The sequence below is a fragment of the Maridesulfovibrio spiralis (SeqCode) genome (genome assembly GCF_048571135.1).
GTDB classification, from domain to species: domain Bacteria; phylum Desulfobacterota; class Desulfovibrionia; order Desulfovibrionales; family Desulfovibrionaceae; genus Maridesulfovibrio; species Maridesulfovibrio spiralis.
This window is the reverse complement of the sequence record NZ_CP182344.1, coordinates 1,700,972-1,718,219: the sequence shown is the minus strand read 5'-3', so window position 1 is coordinate 1,718,219 and position 17,248 is coordinate 1,700,972. Positions and strand designations below refer to the sequence as shown.

The following is a 17,248-nucleotide window of genomic DNA, read 5'->3' as shown; positions in this document are numbered from 1 at the left end:
CAAATTCTAAATAATCGCAGGAGGCCTTGAGAAATGAAAAAAATGATCTGGCTCGCAATCGCATTCAGCCTGATGTTTACATGGGGATGTGCTAAAAAGCAGGTTCCTCAGGAAGAAGTTGTGGTTGTAGAGGAAACTGAGGTTGTAGTTGTTGAGGAAGAACCCGCTGCTGAAGTTGTTCCTCCGACTCCCATGGAAATCTACGAAAGTGAGTACAAAACCCTGCCCACTTCCCACGTAGTAACCAAAGGCGAATGCCTCTGGTGGATCGCTGAATACCAGCAGATTTACAATGATCCTTTCATGTGGCCCCTTATTTACAAAGCTAACAGGGACCAGATCAAGAACCCTGACCTGATTTACCCCGGTCAGTCTCTTGAAGTTCCCCGCGCTGGCTTCGACCTTGACGAAGTTAAAACTGCACGCAAAGAAGCCGGTGCTTCATGGAAAGCTCTCCAGCCCGCTGAGAACGCAATGGTTCCCGGTGAAATGAAAGCAGCACTCGGTTACCTGTAGAAATACAAGTACACATAGATTTTAAAACCCGGTTTCCGCATCTGTGGAAACCGGGTTTTCTTTTGCTTGAATCCTAGCGTGATTACAGGGTATAAATTAATAATGAAATTTATAAACTGGCTACGTTCGGGATTTGGGAAACTGGTAATTGCCACGGCCCTGCTCCTCATTTTAAGCACGCTTGCTTTCTACTGGATCGAACTGAGTGAAGGCGAGGACGCGCGCATATCCCATGCCTTCTGGTGGGCCATCGTAACCCTGACCACAGTAGGATATGGAGACATGGTTCCGACCACTGTTCCGGGCCGTATCCTTGGCGGACTGGTCATGATCTCAGGCATTGGGCTGGTGACTTCGCTTACCGGTAATATGGCTTCCATGCTGGTGGAGCAAAAGGCCAAAAAACGCAAGGGACTGCTAACAGTGAAAATCAGCGACCACATCATTATACTTGGTTGGAACGACTATGCGTTCGGGCTCATAGACTCTCTGACAGATCAGACCACACCCAAAAAACTGCATCTGGTCATAGTCAGCAACCTTGAAAGCGAAATACGCGATGAAATTTCCTTCAAACTGGACATGGGCGATCGCCTCCATTTCGTTCACGGCAACATCAGCCAGACCAATGTCATATCAAGGGCCAACCCAAGTGTCGCCCGCAATGTTTATGTACTCTGCCAGAGTGGTCTTGAAGACAAGGACTCCGACCAACAGGCCATCTACGCTGTACTGGCCCTGCGCACACTGGCCCCCAAAGTTCCGGTTTATGCCGAGATCGCCCGCCACGAAAACAAGGAACACCTACTCCGTGCCGGAGCCAATGAAATCCTCGTCCGCGGTGAGATTTCCGGTCGCATGATGGGCATGATGGGAGCCAGTCCGTCCATATGGTCATTCTTCCGAAACCTTATAGGCCTCGGTGATTCGGGCAGGCTCTGTTTCCGGCCCTGCAATGCGGATGAAAAACAATTGAGCTGGGGTGAACTCAGCACCAGAATAAGGAACAATAACGGAGATCTTCCTGTGGCGGCCTGTAAGCTGGGCAAAAACCTGAGCCTGCAGGATGTACTGGATGAAGGTTCCGCCTTAGACCAGTTCATCATGGAATTGTTCAAAACTTCCGGTCAAGACACTTCACTGGGCATGCAGGGACCAAAAGTTCAAATGAATCCATCGGATAATGAACCCATGTCTGACTACGATGCTCTGCTGGTCATTAGTGCTCCCGGAGGGCAGGCTCATGGCTGATTACTGGCAGTCCATCCCCCTTTTCCAGAATCTTGATGATCAGGAATTACAGCAGGTCAAACCCATTTTCGCCAATATCGCGGTCCGCTCCGGCACAGATATCATTTCAGAAGGCGAAGGGGGCGACGAAATGTTCATTCTCGTGGATGGAAAAGTGCGCATAACCAAAGCCATGCTCATGAAAGGCATGACCCTGCCACTTAATGAGATAAAGAATACCAGCAAAGTACTGGCTAACCTTGATGCCGACAGTTACCCCATGTTTGGTGAAATAGCACTTATCGACCGTGACCACCGCTCTGCCACAGTTACTGTGGTGGAGGATTCCGAATTTCTGGTAACTGACCGCATGAAATTTTTTGAATTTGTGGAAAAACACCCGGTCACCGGAGGCAAACTGCTCATGACCATCAGTAAAAGGCTGGCCGCAACTGTCCGCCGCAACAATAACGAGCTTGTTAAACTGACCACCGCCCTCGCGCTGGCTCTTTCGCGCAATGTTAAGTAGATGTTGTCATAAATTTTAACAAAAAAACTCTCCTGCCGCTTCAACATATTGATCACATATGGACTTCATATTGGCAGACCGTTGCCTTCGATACAAAGTATTTCCCTAAAGAAAGCACTGTATAAGCACACGCTCCAGAATTCAGGATTAATTCCCTGCAATACCCTACAAAGCTGATATGAAATATAATCTTCTTTGTATACATGTACCAATGACTGCTGGACTTTAATCAATTCAATAACTATGGAATGGTTACCAACTGCGCCCAGCGCACGTAGGTTAATAAAGATTTTCCATCTGATGGAGGCCTATATGTCCAGATATGTACTGCTGCTTGCCTGCCTGTTGCTCTGCTTTTCCGCAGGCTGCTCAAAAAAAAGAATTTACTCAACTCCCCCGGTTTCCCACCACAAGGTAAAAAAACAGGATTCACCCAATGTGGTTAAGCCGGTCCTGAAAACCGACCCCTACACCGTGCATGGTCAAACATACGTGCCGCACCTCAGCTCCAAAGGCTATAAGGCACAGGGACTCGCTTCATGGTACGGAGACGATTTTCACGGCAAAACAACTGCCAACGGTGAAACATATAACATGTACGCCATGACATCTGCCCACCGCACCCTGCCCATGGGGACCATGCTTGAGGTCACCGACCGCGACAGTGGACGCAAAGTAATCGTCAGGGTTAATGACCGTGGCCCCTTTGCCGACCCGGATCTGCGAATCATCGACCTTTCATATGCAGCAGCATCAAAGCTCGGCATCATCAATAAAGGACTGACTCCAGTTGAACTCCGGGCCATTGAGGATGTCAATGTAGAGCCTGTTGAAGCTACTGAAATTGTGGCGGAAACTGCTGCCCCCGCAGAAGAAGCCGTGGTGGAAGAAACTGTACAGGCTGCACCGGAAGTTGAAGAAATCATCATCACCGAAGAAGCCACCGCGCAAGCCCACTACTATATTCAGGTGGGCGCGTTTACCGACCATGACCGTGCACAGGCTGTACTCGAAACCCTGAAAAACAGCGGATATAAAGAATCACGCATGGTTGAGGTAGACGTGAACGGCAAGAAATTTATGCGCGTTCAGGCTGGATATTTCTACAATATCCCCGCAGCAGAAGATGCCATGACCACCCTTGCAAATGAATACGGAAACGTGATTCTGGTTACTAAATAATTGTTGATGCGCTGCGCAGGCAGTCTTTTCATACGAGATAAAAAAAGCCGCCCTGTCTTTCGACTGGGCGGTTTTTTTGCGAACATCAATTCTAAAAAGACCACAAGTATCTGATAATTTGCAAAAAGTATGAAAGGGGAACTGGAAATCATCCAGCTCCCTTGTTTCACTGCAAAATATCAAAAAGAGGGAAAACCCCGGCCCGCATCATATGCGGACCCGGCTTATCCGTTCAGTTCAGCTCTGAACTTGCGGGAAAGCCTGAAGACAACAACCTTGCGCGCAGGCAGGGTGATTGCTTCATTGGTCTGGGGGTTACGTCCTTTACGAGCATTTTTGTCGTAAGCTTCAAATTTACCGAATCCGCTGATCAGCATGGCATGATCTTTTTTCACGGCCTGCTTCATGATGTCGAGGATGGATTCAACCAGTTCCTTGATCTCAGCTCTGTTCCGGTCAGTCTTTTCGTAGATGTAGTCAACAACGCTGGCTTTAGTGAGGGTGTTTCCGGTAGCCATTTCCTTTCCTCCGTTGTCCCCGGCCCTGAGGTCAGGGGCGGCGGGTTTAAAGTTATCCGCGAACAAACATAAGCATGCGCGCGGTGATTCAGGTAAAAGGCGTTATCGTGTGGGAAAAATTTACTGTTAATTTATCCCATTATCATCTTTTCTATCTTTTGGGCAAGAGCCATTGCTTCATCCATGCTTTCATATTCACTCTGTGCCCAGTGAACGAAACCGTCATCCTTAAATCTGGGAATGAGATGAAAGTGGGTATGAAAAACAAGCTGTCCTGCCGCTTCATTATTATTCATAATCAGATTCAGCCCGTCAGCACCGGTTGCTTTGACAATAGCATCCCCGGCCTTCTGAGCTGCTGTGATGATATCCTGTCCCAGTTCAGCTGGAAGATCCCAGATATTTTCACAGTGCTGCTTGGGAATCACAAGAGCATGCCCTTTATTGACCGGACCGATGTCCAGAAAGCTAAGCACTTTGTCAGTTTCATAAATCTTAAAGCAGGGAATTTCCCCGGCCACGATCTTACAAAAAATACAATCCTGATTACTCATAATAAGAACTACTGCTTTAGTTGCATGTTGCGACAAATAATCTTAAACCGATCTTGAAAGCCTCAAGAGACAGTTATATTTAAATAAATAACCGACCACGTTTTTTTAATCAAGCTAATTTATTAAACAAAGGCATGATTTGTCTTATTTTATTCTTCGGATAACCCTGAAAGATGCACACAACAATTTTCAAACATCCTGAGCCGGAACATTCTAAAACTCGTATCTGGCCGGTTTTCATGCCTTTTATGGGCTGCCCTACAAAATGTATCTACTGCTCACAGGACAGGCAGACAGGGGCAGGAACTAAGACATTAAGCGAAATATATCAAGCAATTGAGCAGGACATTCCTGCTTTTTTCGCAGAAAGGAAACGGACACCACTTGAACTTGCATTTTTCGGCGGCACTTTCACCGCGCTGCCTTTTGAATGGCAACAACGCTTCGTCAAGCTGGCTGGGGATTTTAAAAAGAAGGGCTACCTGACCAAAGTAAGATGCTCCACCCGCCCGGACTGCATTAAAGCGCAGCATCTCGCCCAGCTTCGTGAAGACGGACTGGATATGATTGAACTGGGAATTCAGAGCTTTTCAGCTAAAGTTCTGCGCCGCTCCGCGCGCAATTATTCCCCGGAAACAGCAATCAAAGCCTGCCGCGTTGTCCGTGAAAGTGGAATGTCTCTGGGTACTCAGCTTCTGCCCGGACTGCCGGGAACAGAACGCGGAGACTTCCAGCGTGACATCAGCCAAACCATTAAACTTCAGCCTGATGCCGTGCGCATCTACCCTTGCCTGACCGTTAAAGGAACCGGACTGGAAAAACTTTACCGGGCCGGAAAATATACTCCATGGTCCCTGCTGCGCACTGAAGAAGAACTTTCCCCGGCCCTGCTGCGTTTATGGATGCATAAAATCCACGTAATCCGAATCGGCGTAGCGCATGAGGACGGCTTTGAAAAAAGCATTTTAGCCGGGCCAGTGCATCCGGCACTGGGACAAAAAATCCGTTCCAAAGCTCTATACCTTTATCTGCGATCCCGGCTGGCATTGTCTGAAGGAGAGATCGATAGGATCATCGTGCCTCAAAAATATTCCGGGGAACTCTGGGGACACAAAGCAAGCCTCAAACCGCTTTACCATAGAATTAATATCATTCCGCTAAACACTTCCTTTTCAGCATCTCTCAATTTTAAAATTATCTTTAAATAACTGCACCTCCTATTGCTTTTAGTAATCCCTACTGTTAGTACTTTTGCAGCTATCGGAAAAGACCTTTTCCGAAGCTGTAAAATACGTCATATTAATGATAGCATTTGTAAAATATGATGATCAGTACCCGCAACCAATACGGGATCTACAAGGAGATAAATTATGAGCACACTGAGCGCTGAAGAAAAATACCGCAATTTCATCCCTGACGAGAGCCGCGAATATCTTGAAAAACTCTTTGCCGATTTCAAACGGACCGTAACTATTGAAGTGTACACTGCTGAAGGTGAACACCGCGAATACAATGAATTCACACTGAATATCTGCCGGGCATTCAATGTTATGAGCGATAAAATCAAATTGCATGAATACGCCATGGACAGCGAAATGGGGAAAAAGCGCGATATCATAGCCACTCCCACCGTGCTGATCTCCCCGGAAGAATACGATATCCGTTTTCTCGGCGCGCCTGCCGGTGAAGAGGGCCGTGCTCTGGTAGAGTCACTTAACCTTGCTTCCAAAGGGGCAGAAGGAATTTCCGATTCCACAAAAGAAATCCTCGAACCGCTTGAGGAAAACAGACTGATCAAAATTTTCGCCAGCCCGACCTGCCCCTACTGCCCCGGTCAGGCCATCAATGCATTCAAAGCCGCAATCGCCAGACCGGACAAAATTTCTGCATGGAATGTCTCCACCCTTGATAACGAGAATATGGCCCGTGAATACAACGTCGGCTCTGTCCCTCACACAGATATCAACGAGACAGTCACCTTCACCGGACTGGAACCTGAAGAAAAATTCATGCTGCAACTGCTTTTCCTCAAGCCTCTGGAGGATGTAATCGAAGAACAAAAGGCCGCTAAAAAAAATGAAGCAAAAGCCTCAGACACTGTTTACGAAGATGTCGATCTGGTCATCATCGGTGGCGGTCCTGCAGGCATGAGTGCCGGAATCTACGCCAAGCGCAGTGGACTGAGCTGTATTATTCTTGAAAAGCAGGGCGTCGGCGGACAGGTGGCCCTGACCCCAAAAGTTGAAAACTATCCCGGTTTTACCAATATCCAAGGCTTTGAACTGGTGGAAATCCTCGGCTCACATGCCCGCGAATACACTGAAATTCACCAGTTTGCAGAAGTCAGCGACGTAAAATACGGTCCGCGTATTGAAATCACCACCGAAGAAAAGGTCTACCGGGCCAAAGGCGTGCTGCTGGCCACCGGAGTTAACGTCCGCATGCTCGGCGTTCCCGGTGAAGACAAATTCTACGGACACGGAGTCAGCTATTGCGCAACCTGTGACGGCAACTTCTACAAAGGCGGCAAGGCCATCATTGTCGGAGGCGGTAACACAGCCCTGACCGATGCGCTGCACCTCAAGCATCTGGGAATTGAAACAACCATCGTACACCGTGGCGATAAATTCCGCGCAGAAAAAGTTCTGCAGGATTCCGTTAACCGGGAAGGTATCGAAATAATATGGAACAGTCAGGTCACCGAAATTATCGGAGAAGATCAGGTTGAATCAGCACGCATCATCAACAAAGACGGCACTGAAACCATCAAGGATACCGACGTAGTTTTCGTTGCGATTGGACATACCGCCAACACCGAACTGGCTGAGAAACTGGGCGTTGAACTGCGCAATGATGGTTTCATCCAAGTTGCTCCGACCCAGCGCACCAGCGTGGAAAGAGTCTACGCAGCCGGTGACGTGACCGGAGGCGTGCGCCAGATCATCACCGCAACTGGACAGGGAGCTGCTGCTGCACTGACCGCCTTCGATGATTTCACCAGACTCTTTGACGATAACGCTAAAACTGAAAAGAATATTTGGTAGTAATTTGCCTCCGGCGGCCCATCGGGGACCCCAAAACTTTTCGTTAAGCTTCGCAAAAAGCTTATTGAAACGGCTGTAAGAAGAAAAATAGCAATAACATATGAGTTATTGCTATTTTTCTTTTTACTTATTTTTAATACGAAGCGGCAAAGCCTAATATAACGTTTTGGGAGAGTCCAGAGAACCCTTTTGGAAAAGGGTTCTTTGGCCCCCGGAGGGACCCGCGGTAGCGCCGCCGGAGGCAATCTTAATGCACAAATAAATTCTGCTTTACTTTGAGAAAATTATTCACCGTACAGCCGAGTCCTACGGGATCTTGATACATAAGCCAGTGGGTTGCATTTTTATAGCGCACCAGCCAGCTCCCTTTGATCTCATTTGAAATTTGAACAGCCAGAGGTTCTGGCAGGATATCATCATCCAGACCGGTGATGATCAGCATCGGCTGATCGAGATTTGGTAAACGGTTGCAGCAACCGTCCCATTCAATCATAGCATCGGCTTGTGCCTTTATCACTGCCGGATCAGCCGGACCTGCCTGACGGGGCAGCCGGGCGAGAGCATCAGGATATTTTTCTACCCATCCCGGCGGGAATATATGAGTCATAAGTTCCTTTATATCCATCTTCAACAACCTGTGCGTTATCTCCGCTACAGGTCGTGCAGCACAGGAAGTCCCCAAAAGAACAAGCTTAGCTGCCCTGCCGGGATAATTCAGTGCCATCTCCTGCGCAATCAAACCACCCATGGACCAGCCGAAAACGCCAGCCTGATCATAACCTAGCACCCGCAACAGTCCTGCGCTATCCGCAGCCATGCGCTTGATGGTAATCTCTTCGGTCCCTTTGCCGGACCCGCCCATACCGCGGTTATCGAAAATGATCACCGTGTGTTCTTTGGAAAGCTCACGAATCAGAGCAGCATCCCATATATCCATGGTCCCGGCATAGCCCATAATCATAAGCAGAGGCGGACCTTCCCCGAAAATGCGGTAGGCAAGCTGAACATCATCAACCTGAACCGTTTGTCTGGGCAAAGGAGTCAGGTATTGAACCGTATCCGGCAGACTCTTTTGCCCGCACCCGGCCAGCAAAATGAACAGAATGAATAATGGGATAAAACGACGCATTGCGGCTCCTTGGTATTTATTCCGGCTCAGGATAACCCGCATCTTCTTTTTTGCCCAGCATGGCTTTGCCTTCTTCTACAGAATCTGCGGCGGTGTCTGCGGCAGCATCTTCATGGGGTTCCGGAAGCTCGACAACCTCAGCATCTTCAGCCAGTTCGTCATTAATATTTACCGCTTCCACCCTGTCAGCAAAGTGATCATCCATAACTTCATTTCTGATCGTGGTTACGCTGAAGAGATCACCTTTGCCGGCCTTTGCAGCTACACGCCGCAGGAAATCACGGATTGCTGCGCCATGATCGCGTTGATCGCCGGAGACAGCGGCGCAACGCTCGCCGATTTCACGCAAGCCATTGATCATCAACCTGATTTCAGGATGCTTCCTGAACATGAATAGTGCTGCCAGAGCGGAGGCATCGACCTCGCCTAATCCATCCACAACTGCGGCATAAATCTGATGTTCCTCAGTAATCTCGTCAGCAATAATCCCCTGCACGATGCTGATCAGCATTTCATCACTACCGCTTTCCCCCTTGCTTCCGGCAATAAGCAGCCATCGGGAACGCATTTCCGGTTCAAGACCTGAATCAAGGATATCTTCAGCTGTGAGCTGACCTTCCAGAAATCTCTTGAACAATTCACGGCAGAGGATGTTTATACGCTCAGCTTTGAAATTTAATTCTGCCCTTTCACGCAAAGTCCGGTCAGCTTCGACCATTTCCGCAAGTTCCCGGCGCATGTCATCATCACGCAGGTCGGCAAGTTCCGCCTGAAGCTGCTCGCCTTCCATGTAACGCAGGGAATGAAATTCCTGCTTCATGTGCTGATTGCGGGCCTGCGGCTCAAACAATTCATGCAGCCGTTCATAGTGCATGTTGCCGAGCTGTTCTTTCCAACTTTCAACCATGATCAAAGCACTCACCGGATCTTTAATGCCGATTGTTTCCAACGCCCCGGCATACATGGCCTGCTTGGCGGTGAGCAGTCTCAATTGCAGCAGTTCGGGATTGCTGCCACGATAAAGGCGCATGATCGCCCCTTCAAGCAGTTGCTCCCCATGCTTGAGTGAAGAAGCATCCGGGCTGATGGTTACAGCCTTAAGTACGGAATCGATAGTCTGCGCGGCAGTAGTTTCTTTCCAGTTCTGGTATTCCTGACTCTGATGTCTGGCCACTGCATCCACCGCTGTTTTGCGGCGTGATTCGAGGATATCCATGAACCGGACCCGGCACTCATCATCCGGCAATTCATCACGCAGCCTGCCGCCCTCCTCTGCGAAATAATCATTTACCACAAAGACACCTGCCTGCGCTTCCCCGGCGCGCAGTTCCATTACCCCGGTTTCGGGATCGCGCAGGATTTCCTGAAGACCGATTTCAAAACGGTTGTAGGCATCGAGTACGCGTAAATCGCGCTCTTCCTCTTCCCGGTCCCGGGCGCGCTGCAGCAAATCAGGATTGATTCCGTCACGGGCTGTCAGCAGTTCCAAGTCGGGACTCATACCCGGCTCTTTTGCTGGTCCCAAAAATTCGCCAGCCTCCAAGCCTTTTAAAAAATCTGCACCTTTTGAATTCACGATTTTCATTGTCACTTTCTCCTTTTAGTATCTGTTTTAATTCTAAAAAAATACACAGGACAAAAAATAACAACAGGGGCGGACCTGAGTCACCTGACTCAGGTCCGCCCCTTAAATAAATGCAAAACGAGCGACCTGTCTGTGGTTTAACAGGCCGCCCGTTTTTGGCAATCTTAAGAATCTCAGTATTCAATCCGGGTTCATCCACTACCCGGATGAATTTCAGAAGTTTTATCCCTTTTCAGGAAAAGGGCTTAAAACCGACAGCGGAAACTTCCTGAACCGCTGCCGATCTTTAGTGCTTATTAAGCGGTGTAATTAGATACCGCACTTTGCCATGTAGTCGATGAGATCGGCCAGACGGCAGGAGTAACCCCATTCGTTGTCGTACCATGCGTAAACCTTGGCAAGGTTGCCGCCCTGTACAACGGTGAAGTCTGCTTCGACGATACCGGAGCGCGGATCGGCGAGGAAGTCGGAGGAAACAAGGGGAGCTTCAGAGTAGCCCATAATGCCCTTGAGTTCGCCTTCGGAAGCAGCTTTCAGGGTAGCCTTGAGTTCTTCGGTGGTAGTGTCATTTTTGAGCACTGCAACGAAGTCAACAAGGGAAACGGTGGGTGTTGGAACACGCACAGAGTAACCTTCGAAACGGCCTGCCATTTCGGGGATTACGAGAGCAACAGCTTTAGCCGCACCTGTGGAGGTGGGGATCATGTTGCAAGCAGCAGCGCGGGCACGACGCAGGTCCTTATGAGGCTGGTCGAGAATACGCTGGTCGTTGGTGTATGCGTGAACAGTAGTCATCACACCTTTCTCAATACCGAACTTCTCGTGCATGGTCTTAACGATAGGCGCGAGGCAGTTGGTGGTGCAGGAAGCGTTGGAAATAATGGTGTGCTTTGCAGGATCGTAATCCTTGTGGTTAACACCCATTACAACAGTGATGTCTTCTTCCTTGGCAGGAGCGGAAATAACAACTTTCTTAGCTCCGCCTTCAAGATGCTGTGCAGCGGTAGGACCGGTTCTGAAAATACCGGTACACTCGATAACGATATCTACGCCGCATTCACCCCAGGGAATCTGGCGGGGATCGCGCTCAGCGAAGTTTTTGATCACGTAGTCGGAACCAACGTACATGGTGGTACCTTCCACTTTTACTTCAGCGGGAAACTTACCGTAGTTGGTATCGCGTGCGAAAAGGGCAGCGTTGGTGTTGATGTCGAAAAGGTCGTTGATTGCAACAACTTCAATAGTGTCACGATGCCTTTCCCAGATAGTCTTAAGAACCTGACGGCCGATACGGCCGAAACCGTTAATACCTACTTTTACTTTGCTCATTTCAAAATTCCTTATATTCAAGCGTCCTAAAGATCGTCGACGCGGTAGATGTAATCGTTTGCCAATTCACTTGCACGCTTAAGGGCGCTGTACATGCGGGCATTTTCAAGAGCGAGGCCGGAAAGATCGGCAACGCATTTGAGGAAGTCCAGTTCTTCTTCGGAGAACTCACGGAGTTCTGCAGAGTATACACGCAGAACGCCGATGACTTTTTCACCGCGTGCGGTGAGGGGAAGAACAACGAGAGAGCAAAGACCTTCTTTGGCTGCTTCTTCAGGATACTGGAAGCGGTCGTCCTTTCTTACATCGGAAATAGATACGATCTTACCTTCGAGAACTTCCTGATCCAAACGGCTCTTGGAAACCTCAACAGGTCCTTTCTTTTCATAACGTTCGCTCAGACCGTAAGATGCGTCTGCTTCGAGAACTTCACCCTTGCGATCAAGAAGTCTGATAAAACAACCTTTAAGTTCCATTTCAGTTGCCACTTTTTCGGCAATGCTGTTCAGAACTTTTTCCGGTTCCAAGCTGGAGTTAACAGCTCTGGTGATTTCGAAAATTGCTTTGTAGAGTCTGGTTACACCCATTTCTCATACCTGCCTTGTTTATGTTTAACCGAAAGGGCCGCTTGAAGGGCGGACCTGCGTATCAAGTTCTTGGTTAAATGCTTTCTAACAGATTTGAAAACATATTGCATGTAAAAAATGACCACTTTCTAACATTTTTATGTTTTTTGTTCCTAAATGATTTTCGTTTATGAAAATTTTGTTCGCCTCTGCTACGTATAACTAAACTACACTTATTTATGAACTAAATAAACTCAAAACCATCGAAACCATTGCAAATAAAGAAATTTGCTTTAGTGACAGCAGATAAATATATCCAAGAGAAAAACTGGCCGGGGGTAGAAGAAGATCAAGAAAAGCAAAAGTTCGATTATGAAATACGAACATGCCCCGAAGAAAAGACTGTTTCAATAATAACAGAATACACCCTGACAGCAACCACTAAAGTTACTAACAAGACATAATAAGAAGGAAAGAAGAGTTAACTAGGAAGTTGCTTTCCGCAAGGTATTCAGGAAACGGGAGCGTAAGGCATCGCTCATCAGCCCTTTCTTAACCGGGGATAGCTTAAGAAAACCGCCCATCAAGGAACGCATGAAATCTTCACTGCGGCTGTTGGGATTGTCAAAAATCAGGTTCTGCAGGGTTCCCCGCTCAAGGGATTGCAGGATGACCCGCTCAAAACTGTCTGCAGGATGAATGACACGCTGTTCGCGCTTATCCATCTGCAAGGCCCCGGTGGGACATTTAAGCGCGCAGACACCGCATCCAAGGCAGATATCTTTATTGATTTCAGCGTAGCGGCGCGGTTTGGATGATCCGGGAACTTCTTCCTTATGAAGGGTTATGGCATCAACAGGGCAGGCGCGTCCGCATTTTCCACAACCATTACAATCCGCAAGTTCAATTTCAGCAATGAAGGTGGAAGAAACAAGTATTCCCGGATAGCCGGAATATTTGATCCCGTTCATCAGATTGCAGCAACATCCGCAGCAGTGGCAAAAGAACCCGGCTCCCTCACGGACATTATCGGAAGTGAGCGTAAAGCCCAGCTCCCGTGATTGGGCCATGATATCATCCATTTCCGAACGGGAAATCTCACGCGCAAAATTATTACGGATCAGAAAATCAGCGGCCTCGCCCATGGAGGTGCATGTTTCAAGGTCGATACCGCATTTCTGTTCTCCGAGATGCATCTTCTCATGACGGCAGGAACAGAGACTGACCGCAAAACGGTCCTGCTGTTCGACCAGAAAGGAAGCCTTTTCGTAATCGAGCACTTCCACATGATCCACATTGCGGATGGTCCCTTCGTGTGGCAGGGCGCGCATGATGGAAATCTGTTCATTATTGCCGAAGTTGGCTTCAAAAAAGGACTTATCTCCGAACATGTAAGTGTTGAACAACTCGGCCCACTTTGCAGAATCAAGCTCGCCCTTGGTGCGCATCATGGTGAACTCAAAAAAACCGATCACAAAGGGACTGATCATATATAGATACTGATCCTGCTCCCAGAGATCGCAAACCAGACCTTTATGACACATGGATTCAAGCATGGGCCGCAGGGCGCGTTCGTCCATGCCGGTCAGCTTGGCAATACGCTCAAGGGAAGACGGACGGTAAGGCATGCGCACAATCAAATCCGCTTCCGCAGGGGAATACAGGGCTTTAAGCATTTCACGCATGGAATCGGACCACGGCATACGCACGGTGGTTCCGTCCACTTTGTCACCCAGTTGGCGGTAGATGTCTTTTCCGATGATGTGTCCCATGAGCAGGGTAATTACAATATTTCCCGCAAAATCCCAAGCCCCTTACGCAGCTCCACTATATCCTTGGGGCCGCTCAAGGAAAGCCTGATATTAGCCGGAACAGGGCCGCCGCCCACAGCGAATTTCTCAGCCCCGAAGATATTTAGCCCTGCCTCACGGGCGCGAGATTCGACCATGTAGCCCTTCCACGGCTCCGGCAAAGACAGCCAGAGGAAAAATCCGCTGGGATTAATACCTAATCCCATGCCGTCCAGCAGATCCTTAACCGCTTCATAACGGCGGCGTGCTGCCTGACGTTTCAACTTAACTGTTATATCGGCTGTGCCGTCCTGAATCCATTGCGAAATAAGCTCCACATTCAACGGCGGAGTCATCCAAACAGAATTAAGAATCGCATGGGCGAGTTGCTTAAACCGCTCTCCCTGGGCAACCATGAAAGCCACCCGCAATCCCACAGCTATAGACTTGGATACCCCGGCAATAAACACACTGCGTTCCGGAGCAAAAGACGTAACCGGAGGCAGGTCACTATCCACGGTCAACCCGTAAGCATCATCTTCTATAATGGTCAGATCATGGTTGCAGCAGATCATGGCAATCTGCTCGCGCCGTTCAAAGGGCATGCACACAGAAGTGGGATTCTGCACACCGGGCATGAGCGAAATACCGTTTATATTTTCCCGGCGGCAGATTCTGTCGAGCTGTTCGGGAATCATACCCTGATCATCCATGGGAACCGGGACCAGCCTGATTCCAAGCATATTGGCAAGGGTTTTCATGCCCGGATAGATCAAAGCATCGGTAGCGATACGGTCCCCGGCCCGGAACAGGCTGCTCAGGCAGCAGCTCAAGGCATGCTGCGCACCGGAACAGACCAGAACGTTCCCGGCTGTGGTTTCCAGACGATAACGTTTAGCCCATTCCGCCCCAACTTCACGATGTTCCGGTAAGCCCTGCGGATCGGTGTAGCGCAGGAAAGCATTCAAATTTCGGCGGCGGGTCAGCTTTTTCATGCCTTCCTGAATATCCGGGTCCAGGTCATAAAAAGTATTGACCATGCCCAGCTCAATCATGCCCCGCACGTGCGGTTCAAAGCTGACCATTGATGAAGACGTGATCGCATCTGAAGCTATGAAGGTTCCCCGGCCCACAGTGCCGCATACAAGCCCCCGTTTTTCAGCCTCGGCGTAGCCACGGGTGACCGTGCTCACGTTCATCTTCAGATCATCAGCAAGATCACGGTGGGTGGGCAGCTTATCTCCGGGCTGAAGTTTCCCGGCATAAACATCGCGTTCAATGGCATCAGCCAGACGCTTGAACTTGGGACGAACACTCTCTTCCAATTCAGGTAACCATTTTGTCATGCAGACAATGTTTCATTTGACTACATACAATGTCAAGCATATGAATACAATTAATCACGACGAAGCACACAATTTTGCTTTATAATTCCCAAGCCCACACCGTCCAGTGGGCAGAATTCCCTTGTAGGGCGTTGCTTACGGCAACGCCCCAAATCAAAAAACATCCCCTGATCTCCCACACAAAGGCGCGAAGCGAACTGAACGGTTTTGAAAGGGGCAGGGTCTGGGGAGGGGAAAACTTTTGCAACAGTTTTCCCCTCCCCAGCCGCCGGAGGCACACAATGCAAGAAAATTTCTGGGCTTTCCTTATCTTTGTCATCGTCATGACCGGGACCCCCGGTCCGGGCAACATCGCTTCCATGGCACTTGGGCAGGCGGTGGGCTTCAAACGCTCGATCCCCTTTCTGTCCGGCGTGGTCATCGGCGGCATGACCATGGATATCCTGACTGCCATCGGTCTTGCGGAACTTTTCATGAGCTACCCGCAGGTTTCGTCAGTGCTCAAAGTCGGCGGGATGATCTACATCCTCTACCTTGCATGGAAGGTTTTGAACATGCAGGCCAACTCATCGGGTAAGCCTAAAGCCTTCAAATTTGTGGAAGGGCTGGTCCTGCATCCGCTGAACCCTAAGCATTATGCCATGACGGTCTCAGCATTTGCACAATTTGTAGACCCAAGTGCAAATCAATTCACGGAAATTGCTATCTTCGTAAGCACGTTCACCTTCGGGGCGGCCTTCTTTCACTCCATGTGGTGCTTTGCGGGCGAATCGTTTATGAAGTTGTTGCGCTCCCCGGTGGTACGCCATACCGTGAATATTTCCATGGTCGTGCTTATGGTAGGAGCTACGGCTTACGCTTTATATAAATAAGATGCCTCCGGCGGCTTAAACCCTTTTGCAAAAGGGTTTAAGAATCCCAAAACCTTTTATTAGGCTTCGCCAGATTAAATAAGGATGAATAAATATGACTAAAAAAATCGGATGGATCGGAACCGGTGTAATGGGCAGCTCCATGTGCATGCATCTGCTTAAGGCAGACAATGAAGCTTTCGTATACAACCGCACTAAATCAAAAGCAGCCCAGCTTGTTGCCGAAGGTGCAACATGGTGCGATTCCCCGGCTGAAGTTGCCAAGAAAGCAGATATAATTTTTACCATTGTCGGCTATCCCACTGATGTGGAACAGACTATCCTCGGTGAAGACGGCGTGCTGGCCAATGTGGAAAGCGGTAAAATCATCGTTGATATGACCACTTCCGAACCTGCACTTGCTGAACGCATCGCAGAAGAAGCTGCAGCAAAAGGCGTAGGCGCACTGGATGCTCCCGTTTCCGGAGGAGACCTCGGTGCCCGCAATGCGACTCTGGCCATTATGGTCGGCGGGGAGCAGAAAACTTTTGATGAAGTTACTCCTCTCTTTGAAGTGATGGGCAGCAATATCAGGCTTATGGGTAAACCCGGTGCAGGCCAACACACCAAGATGTGCAACCAGATCCTCATTGCCGGAACCATGATCGGGGTGGTTGAATCCCTACTTTACTCATATAAAGCAGGCATGGATCTCAATGAAGTAATTGATGTGATCGGTTCCGGGGCTGCCGGATCATGGTCCATCAACAACCTTGGACGCCGCATTGCCGATGATGATTTCAACCCCGGTTTTTTCATCAAGCACTTTGTCAAAGACATGGGCATCGCCCTTGATGAAGCCAAGCGGATGAACCTCGCACTGCCCGGTCTGGCTCTGGTCAACCAGTTCTACATCTCCGCCATGGCAATGGGCTATGAAGAGCTGGGAACACAGGCTTTGTACAAGGTTCTGGAAAGGATGAATAAAAATTAGATACAAGATCTAATAGCTTGAAGTCGTTATGGATAAATAATTTTTAACTTAATTTTCAAATAATTGTTGACTTCGTTTTACGATC

The 17,248-nt window shown here is 48.9% G+C and carries 17 protein-coding genes; 9 read left to right on the top strand and 8 right to left on the bottom strand.

The window, feature by feature from the left end; translation table 11 throughout:
- Window positions 1–33: 33 nt before the first annotated feature.
- From ACNI29_RS07770 to ACNI29_RS07755, 4 genes are all read left to right on the top strand, one after another.
- Window positions 34–516 (top strand): LysM peptidoglycan-binding domain-containing protein, encoded by a 483-nt coding sequence (locus ACNI29_RS07770; protein WP_419781632.1) that lies wholly within the window; start codon window positions 34–36, stop codon window positions 514–516.
- A 102-nt stretch (window positions 517–618) separates the two neighbouring features.
- Window positions 619–1,767: a potassium channel family protein gene (locus tag ACNI29_RS07765; protein WP_419781631.1), complete on the top strand. Its 1,149-nt coding sequence runs from the start codon at window positions 619–621 to the stop codon at window positions 1,765–1,767.
- Window positions 1,760–2,275, top strand: coding sequence for a cyclic nucleotide-binding domain-containing protein (locus ACNI29_RS07760; protein ID WP_419781630.1), 516 nt, complete (start codon window positions 1,760–1,762; stop codon window positions 2,273–2,275). Before ACNI29_RS07765 ends, ACNI29_RS07760 begins: the two co-directional genes overlap by 8 nt.
- A gap of 312 nt (window positions 2,276–2,587) precedes the next feature.
- Entirely contained in the window at window positions 2,588–3,457 is an 870-nt protein-coding gene (locus ACNI29_RS07755) for a septal ring lytic transglycosylase RlpA family protein (protein ID WP_419781629.1), read from the top strand.
- Between the two features lie 224 nt (window positions 3,458–3,681).
- Here ACNI29_RS07755 and ACNI29_RS07750 read toward each other — a convergent pair whose 3' ends face one another.
- Together ACNI29_RS07750 and ACNI29_RS07745 are read right to left on the bottom strand one after the other, a co-directional pair.
- Window positions 3,682–3,975: an integration host factor subunit alpha gene (locus tag ACNI29_RS07750; RefSeq protein WP_015853597.1), complete on the bottom strand. Its 294-nt coding sequence runs from the start codon at window positions 3,973–3,975 to the stop codon at window positions 3,682–3,684.
- 131 nt (window positions 3,976–4,106) lie between these two features.
- Window positions 4,107–4,529, bottom strand: coding sequence for an HIT family protein (locus ACNI29_RS07745; protein ID WP_419781628.1), 423 nt, complete (start codon window positions 4,527–4,529; stop codon window positions 4,107–4,109).
- Between the two features lie 173 nt (window positions 4,530–4,702).
- Here ACNI29_RS07745 and ACNI29_RS07740 point away from each other — a divergent pair, with 173 nt between their 5' ends.
- Window positions 4,703–5,737, top strand: coding sequence for an elongator complex protein 3 (locus tag ACNI29_RS07740; RefSeq protein WP_419781627.1), 1,035 nt, complete (start codon window positions 4,703–4,705; stop codon window positions 5,735–5,737).
- Window positions 5,738–5,899: 162 nt separating this feature from the next.
- The gene (locus tag ACNI29_RS07735; RefSeq protein WP_419781626.1) at window positions 5,900–7,573 is read left to right on the top strand and encodes an FAD-dependent oxidoreductase; all 1,674 of its coding nucleotides are present in this window, start codon (window positions 5,900–5,902) and stop codon (window positions 7,571–7,573) included.
- A 247-nt stretch (window positions 7,574–7,820) separates the two neighbouring features.
- On the opposite strand, the gene ACNI29_RS07730 is transcribed toward ACNI29_RS07735, so the two are convergent.
- The 4 genes from ACNI29_RS07730 to ACNI29_RS07715 all read right to left on the bottom strand — a co-directional run bounded on the left by ACNI29_RS07730 (window position 7,821) and on the right by ACNI29_RS07715 (window position 12,203).
- Window positions 7,821–8,702, bottom strand: a complete 882-nt coding sequence (locus ACNI29_RS07730) for an alpha/beta fold hydrolase (RefSeq protein WP_419781625.1) — start codon at window positions 8,700–8,702, stop codon at window positions 7,821–7,823.
- Between the two features lie 16 nt (window positions 8,703–8,718).
- Entirely contained in the window at window positions 8,719–10,287 is a 1,569-nt protein-coding gene (locus ACNI29_RS07725; protein WP_419781624.1) for a hypothetical protein, read from the bottom strand.
- A 309-nt stretch (window positions 10,288–10,596) separates the two neighbouring features.
- On the bottom strand, window positions 10,597–11,616 hold the full coding sequence (gap, locus tag ACNI29_RS07720; protein WP_419781623.1) for a type I glyceraldehyde-3-phosphate dehydrogenase: 1,020 nt from the start codon (window positions 11,614–11,616) through the stop codon (window positions 10,597–10,599).
- Between the two features lie 26 nt (window positions 11,617–11,642).
- A complete protein-coding gene (locus ACNI29_RS07715; protein WP_419781622.1) occupies window positions 11,643–12,203 on the bottom strand; it encodes a GAF domain-containing protein in 561 nt (186 codons plus the stop codon).
- A 251-nt stretch (window positions 12,204–12,454) separates the two neighbouring features.
- Between ACNI29_RS07715 and ACNI29_RS07710 the strand changes: the two genes are divergently transcribed.
- The gene (locus ACNI29_RS07710) at window positions 12,455–12,646 is read left to right on the top strand and encodes a hypothetical protein (protein WP_419781621.1); all 192 of its coding nucleotides are present in this window, start codon (window positions 12,455–12,457) and stop codon (window positions 12,644–12,646) included.
- 21 nt (window positions 12,647–12,667) lie between these two features.
- Here the strand turns inward: ACNI29_RS07710 and ACNI29_RS07705 are convergent, their stop codons facing one another.
- Both ACNI29_RS07705 and ACNI29_RS07700 read right to left on the bottom strand, forming a co-directional pair.
- Window positions 12,668–13,954 (bottom strand): ATP-binding protein, encoded by a 1,287-nt coding sequence (locus tag ACNI29_RS07705; RefSeq protein WP_419781620.1) that lies wholly within the window; start codon window positions 13,952–13,954, stop codon window positions 12,668–12,670.
- Between the two features lie 11 nt (window positions 13,955–13,965).
- A complete protein-coding gene (locus ACNI29_RS07700) occupies window positions 13,966–15,318 on the bottom strand; it encodes an aminotransferase-like domain-containing protein (protein WP_419781619.1) in 1,353 nt (450 codons plus the stop codon).
- 281 nt (window positions 15,319–15,599) lie between these two features.
- Between ACNI29_RS07700 and ACNI29_RS07695 the strand changes: the two genes are divergently transcribed.
- Window positions 15,600–16,190, top strand: a complete 591-nt coding sequence (locus ACNI29_RS07695; RefSeq protein ID WP_419781618.1) for a LysE family translocator — start codon at window positions 15,600–15,602, stop codon at window positions 16,188–16,190.
- A gap of 94 nt (window positions 16,191–16,284) precedes the next feature.
- Window positions 16,285–17,163, top strand: a complete 879-nt coding sequence (locus ACNI29_RS07690; RefSeq protein ID WP_419781617.1) for an NAD(P)-dependent oxidoreductase — start codon at window positions 16,285–16,287, stop codon at window positions 17,161–17,163.
- Window positions 17,164–17,248: the final 85 nt, after the last annotated feature.